This is a genomic window from Streptomyces sp. NPDC048434, assembly GCF_043200375.1.
In the GTDB taxonomy this organism is placed as follows: Bacteria; Actinomycetota; Actinomycetes; order Streptomycetales; family Streptomycetaceae; genus Streptomyces.
The window spans coordinates 165,445-171,444 of record NZ_JBICXQ010000022.1 but is presented as its reverse complement, the minus strand read 5'-3'; the positions used below and the strand labels follow the sequence as shown (position 1 = coordinate 171,444).

4 protein-coding genes are annotated in these 6,000 nt (G+C 75.0%); 2 read left to right on the top strand and 2 right to left on the bottom strand.

The window, feature by feature from the left end:
* Window positions 1-447 precede the first annotated feature (447 nt).
* On the bottom strand, window positions 448-1,008 hold the full coding sequence (locus ACGFWI_RS25475; RefSeq protein ID WP_393908332.1) for an SUKH-3 domain-containing protein: 561 nt from the start codon (window positions 1,006-1,008) through the stop codon (window positions 448-450).
* Window positions 1,009-1,016: 8 nt separating this feature from the next.
* Window positions 1,017-1,535, bottom strand: coding sequence for a YwqJ-related putative deaminase (locus ACGFWI_RS25470; protein ID WP_393908331.1), 519 nt, complete (start codon window positions 1,533-1,535; stop codon window positions 1,017-1,019).
* A gap of 321 nt (window positions 1,536-1,856) precedes the next feature.
* On the opposite strand from ACGFWI_RS25470, the gene ACGFWI_RS25465 reads away from it, so the two are divergent.
* Window positions 1,857-2,864, top strand: coding sequence for an SMI1/KNR4 family protein (locus ACGFWI_RS25465; protein ID WP_393908330.1), 1,008 nt, complete (start codon window positions 1,857-1,859; stop codon window positions 2,862-2,864).
* Between the two features lie 5 nt (window positions 2,865-2,869).
* On the top strand, window positions 2,870-5,803 hold the full coding sequence (locus tag ACGFWI_RS25460; RefSeq protein ID WP_393908329.1) for an SUKH-4 family immunity protein: 2,934 nt from the start codon (window positions 2,870-2,872) through the stop codon (window positions 5,801-5,803).
* Window positions 5,804-6,000: the final 197 nt, after the last annotated feature.

Below are 6,000 nucleotides of genomic sequence, written 5' to 3'. Positions count from 1 at the left end.
GGGGGGGGCGGCGGCGGCGGGGGGGGGGGGGGGGGGGGGGGGGGGGGGGGGCCGGCCCCCCCCCCCCCCCCCCCCCCCCCCCCCCCCCCCCCCCCCCCCCCCCCCCCACCGCCACCCACCACCTGGAGTCAGCGGCTTTCGCTCACCCACCACCTGGAGTCAGCGGCTTTCGCTCACCCACCACCCGGAGTCAGCGGCTTTCGCTCACCCACCACCCGGAGTCAGCGGCTTTCGCTCACCGGCCACCCACAGCGAACGCTTCCGCTCACCCATCACCCGGAGCGAGCGTCCTCCGCTCACCGGCCACCCACAGCGAAAGCTTCCGTTCACCCACCCACCCGGAGCCGGCGGCCTCCGCTCACCCACCAACCACAGGGAGCGGCCCCCGCCCACCACCACCCCCACCCGCCGAAGGCGGGAAAAAGACAACAGCCGCCCTACGGCGGATCAGCCGACAACGTGGGCCGCCACCCCGAGCCGCATGGGCCGCGCCCCCAACACCAACGTCCCCAGGGCGGTGTCGAGGTCGGGCCCCAGGTACCAGTCGCCGGTGTGGTCGAGGCTGTAGACCCGGCCTTCGGTGTCGATGGCGAGGGTGGCCTGGCTGTAGGTGGCGCCGTCGGCGGTGAGTTCTTCGCGGCCGAGGGGGGCCACGTCGGTTTCCAGCGCGCGGCCGAGGTCGCCGAGGGTGCGGGCGAGGTGGAGCCCGTGCAGGGGGTTGATGGCGAAGGGGGTGGGGGCGATATGACGCCCGGGGCCGGGGCCGGTGATGTGCAGGTCGCCGAATTCGGCCCAGGCCTCGACGGCGGCGGGGAAGACGGTGTGGCGGTGGCCGGCGGGGGAGGCGTGGGCGCCGAGGGTGTCGGCCCAGTGTTCCGCCTGCTTTATGTCCCAGCGGCCGGGTTGCCAGCCGGCTTCCTGGAGGGCGACGTCGACGGCGGCGGGGAAGCGGGTCGAGTCGGCGCGGTCGTGGGCGGGGCTGCGGGGGCCGGGGGCGGTGGGCGGCATGGTGGCGGTCAGCTTCCTGTGGGCGTGGTGCCGCTGATGGGCATGACGCCGAAGTGGGCGAGGAGTGCGTCGCAGGAGCGACAGGGCGGGGCGTAGCTGCCGTGCTCGGGGTCGCCGGCCTCGCGGATATGGCGTGCGGTGATCTTGGAGTGTTTCAGGGAGCGGCGGGCTTCGCCATTGGTGAGGGCTTTGCGGGAGGCGCGTTTGCCGCGGTTGCTCTCGACGGCGGTGAGGTGGCGGGAGAGCAGGACGGCTTCGGGGCAGCGTCCGGTGAAACGTTCGCGCTGTGGGGTGGGGAGGGTGTCGAGGAAGTCCTGGACCAGGGGATGCAGGGCGGGGGGCTGTTCCGCCTTGCTCGCGGTGCACGTGAGGGTTTGTCCGCGTACGGACAGGGCGGCACCGATGGTGGGGAGGATGCCGTCGCGGCGGTGGTGGAGGGCGGGCGCGCGATGATCGTCGGCGGTGCCGCTCCAGCCGATGCGGGGGTCGCCGGCGGCTGAGTTGTGGTGGTGTGCAGTGGTGCTCATGGTGGTGCTTTCCCTCCCCGAATCCCCGTGGTGCTGGGGGTCCCCCCGCCGTAGGTGGGGGAGGGTCAGCCTGCCAAATGTGCCGGGTGTTGCGGTAGTCGGGCGGCCTGTCGGGGATGTCACGGCGAGCTGACGGGGCGTCGGCCTGGGCGGAACGCGGCTGGTGGGCGGGGTGGTGCGCGGGGGGCTCGGGGGTGGTGTGGCGGTGGGTGACGCCGGTGTGTCGCGGGGCTGACGTGTGGGGGCAGGCGGGCGGGGGAGGGTGTTGCGGTACGGCATAGGCTGTGCCCCAAAGCCAGCTTCAGCCAGGGGGCAACCGCGATGACGACAAGTCGGCAAGGGCTGGGGGCACTCCCCGGCCCCCGGGCGGCGGGAGACGCCGCCCCACCGAATACCGCCTATGCCGGACAGGTCGTGCATTTTCCGGACCCGGTCCGTGCCACGCGGTACCCCGCCGGCGTGCGGGTGGACGAGCGCGGTTTCCCGGAGTTCTCGCCGTATGCGCGCGCCGCGGCGGAGATCGCCGAGCCGCCGGAGGGTTTCGGTGTCGACGAGCTGCGGCTGACGGACTATGTGTCGGCGAATGCGGCCCTGCACGCGCAGGGGCACGAACTGTGGATAGATGCGCCGGCGGTGGCGACGCCGCACGGCTGGACCTGGCATCACGTGGCCGGTACGCGGCGGATGGAGCTGATCCCGGTCGAGGTGAAGGCGCTGTTGCGCCATCACGGCGGGCTGGCGACGACCGCGGTGGCGCACGACAAGCGTGGTACCCGGCCGCTGCAGGAGACCCGGCCGGTGCATTTCGGGCTGCCGCACCGTGAGCTGTCGGTGGGTGAGGAGCAGGTGGCGCAGGCCGAGGAGGCGCTGGGCTACCGGCTGCCGGGTGCCTACCGGTCGTTCCTGAAGGCCGCGGGCGGCTGTGCTCCGGTGGGTGCGGCGCTGGACCCGCAGCTGGGGCTGCTGGTCGACCAGCCGTTCTTCACGGTGCGCGATGACGCGGCGGTCAACGATCTGGTCTATGTGAACAAGTGTCTGCGGGACCACTTCTCCAAGGATTATCTGGGTGTGGCGTTCGTCCAGGGTGGTGTGGTCGCGGTGAAGGTGCGCGGCGAGTCGCCCGGTTCGGTGTGGTTCTGTCCGTACGACGATGCGCGGGATCAGGACGGGTGGACGGTGCAGGAGCGGGTGGAGCGGCTGCTGTTGCCGTGCGGCGCGGATTTCGATGACTTTCTGCAGCGGCTGGCGGGCAATCCGCCGGAGCTGGACACCGTGGCGAACTTGATGGTCGACGGCGGTTTTGCGTACGCGGTTGCGGTGGGGGGCTGAGCACGGTGGTGACGTTCGCGCAGGCGCAGGAGCGCGCGGAGCAGTGGGTGAACGGTGAGGTGCCGGCGCCGTTGCATCGTGAGGTGCGGGTGCGGGAGTTCGATCTGGGCTTTGTGGCCTGGGCCGAGGACCGGGAGGGCGGTCCGTCGACGGACGGTGGCCGGGCCCGGCTGGTGATCGCCCGGGACAGCGGGGAGACGACGCTGTGGCCGGGGCTGCCGGTGGGTGAGGTGATCCGGCGTTATGAGGAGGAGTACGGCGCCCCCGTGGACGGCGGGTACGGCGCGGCCGAGGCGCAGCCGCAGCGGATCGATCTGGAGGCCACGTCGTTTCTGCTGACGCCGCCGGAGTGGCTGCAGGAGGCGGCGGATGCGATCGGCATTTCGGACCGGCGGGGGGCCGCGGGGGCTGCGGGATCCACGGGATCCGCGGGTGAGGCCCCGGCGGCTTCCCCGGCGCCGGCACCCGCTGCCGCGCCGTCGGCCTCGGACGCCTGGGCCGGGGTGAGCGTCAACGGCGCCGACGGTGGGGCCACCCCGTCCGGTGCGGAGGCGGCCCCGGGGCCGGGTGCCGATGCTTCCGGGGCGTCGACGCCGTGGGCCGGGACGGACACGACCGCCGGCACGGGGGGCGAGGACCGGTCGGTGGGGCTGCCCGCGACGGTCTTCGCGCCGCCGCTGGCCGGTTTCGACGAGGAGGACGACACTCCCTCGACGCCGCGCGCCCGGCCGGAGGCCAAGACCGAACTTCTGCACGGCGGCAGTCAGTTGCCGCGTACTCAGGTGGCGCCCGCGCTGGGGCTGCCGGACGAGGCCGGGCCCGAGGCCGGGTCCGAGGCCGGTCAGGCGCGCCCGGCAGGCGGGCCCGGTGGCGTTGCCGTGCCGCCGCCGATGCCTGCTGCGCCGCCTGCCGTGGGCGGGCTGCCGGATCTGCCGCCGCCGTCCGGGCCGCCGGTCGTCGACGTACCGCCGCCTCCTAGTACCGGTGCGTCCGGTGCCGGTACGCCCGCCGCGGCCGGGCCCGGCGTGCCCGGTCCCGGGGTGCCGCCCGCACCGCCCGCGGGCGGTGGGGTGCATGCCGCGGCGACGATGCTGGCCGACGGTTCGTCGCTGCCCGGTAACGCCGCCGCGGGTCCGCCGCCGCCTCCCGGCGTGCCCGGTCCCCCCGGCGCCGGACGTGGCGGAGCACCGCAGGACCCGGCGCAGGCCGCCGCGGCCGAGGCCGAGGTGCGCCCGCCCGGCGGGCCCGCGGCGTCCGGTCCCGGTGCGCCCGGTGCCCCGGCGGGTGGCTATGTACCGACGCAGCTGGTCTCGCAGCTGGATGCGGCGGATCTGGATCTCAGCGCGGTGGACGGGCCGGGCGGGACGGGTGCGGCGGGTGGCTCCGACGGGGCCGGCGCTTCGGGTTCCGGTTCCGCTTCCGGTGGCACGGGTTCCGCCGGCTCCGGTGGGGTGCATGCCGCGGCGACGATGCTCGCCGACGGCGCGTCCCTGCAGGCCGGTCTCGCGGGTGCGGGCGGGCCGGGCGGCGGTGCCGGCGGCCCCGGTGTACCGCCGCCGCCCGGCCCTCCCGGTCCTCCCGGCCCGCCCGGAGCTCCCAAGCCGCCCGGCCCGCCCGGCAGGCCCTCCGCGTCCGCGGGCGGCCGGGGTTCCGGCGGCCAGAACGGTCCGCCGCCGCCCTCCGCCCCGCCGCCCGTCCCGCCCGCCGCGGGCGGGACCGGTGGCGGTGGGGTGCACGCCGCGGCGACGATGCTCGCCGATGGTGCGGCGCTGCCCGGCGGCGGGCCGGGCGGTCCCGGTGGCCCCGGTACGCCGGGCGCTGCGGGGATGCCGCCGTCGGCCGGGCCCGGCGTCCCGCCCCCGCCCGGACCGGTGCCGGGTCCGCCCGCCGCGCAGGGCCCCGGTGGCCAGGCCCCCGGCGGCGCGTACGGCTATCCGCAGGCGCCCAGCGGTCAGCCGACCGTCGGACCGGGCTATATGGCCGTACTGAGCTATCGCGCGCCGGACGGCTCCGAGCAGAAGATCGTGCGTCGTTCGGCGCCCGGTACACCGCATCCGGAGTGGCAGCTGCTGCACGAGCTGCGCGGGATGAACATCCCCCCGCAGCAGGTGCTGGAGCTGCACACGGAGCTGGAGTGCTGTGATCTGCCGGGTGGCTACTGCGCCCGGATGATCCGGGACAACTGGCCGCAGGTGCGGATCAGCCATACCGCCGCGTACGGCAGGGACCATGGCTCGCGCCAGCAGGGCGTACGGCATCTCGTCGAGCATCAGGGCGAGTTGCACCAGGTCGCGGACGGTCCGGCGCGGCCGGCTCCGGTGCGGGTGCCGTTGCCGCACCCGTCGCAGGTGCAGCCGGTGCCCCCGGCGCCGCCGCAGGCGATCGGGCAGGAGCTGGAGCAGGCGTTCGGGCCGCAGGGGATCTTCCGTTTCGATCAGCGGGCGGTCTCCCGGCACGGGGTGCCCGATGTGGTGGCGCAGACGCTGGTGTGGTCCGGGCTGCCGGTCGACTTCGGGCCGTTCTTCTGGGCGCAGGCGCAGCCGGGCCGTCCGGTGCCGACGCTGGCGGAGCTGGCGGCGGAGCGCATGGTGCAGCCGGCCTCGGATGCCGGTTCGTATCTGGTGATGGGCAATGACTTCGGCCGTCAGCTGTGTGTCCAGTACGGGACCGCGCACATCGTGGCGGTGCCGATGGAGGCCGGTCCGGGCGGTGCGCCGGCGACGCCGCAGTTCGTGAACTCCGGTCTGCCGGAGTTTGCGCGCTGTCTGGCGATGCTGGGGCGGATGTGGCGGCTGCGGTACGGGCTGACGCCCGAGCAGGCGGGCCGTTGGACCGTCGACTTCCAGGCGCAGCTGGTCGCGCTGGATCCGCCCGCGCTGGGTTCGCCGGAGACCTGGTGGTCGGTGCTGCTGGAGCAGATGTGGGACGGGCTGCTGTAGGAGCGGCGGCGGGGCGCAACCGGCCCCGGCGGCAGGCGCCGCGGTAGCGACATGGTCAGGGCGCTCGACCTGCGGGACGGGTCGGGTGCCCTGACCATGCGTATATGGGCCGTCCGATACCCCCGTTGTCGCAGTCGTCGCCGTCGCCGTCGCTGTACCGGGCGGGGCGGCCACGCTGGTGGCACCGGCGGCGCACG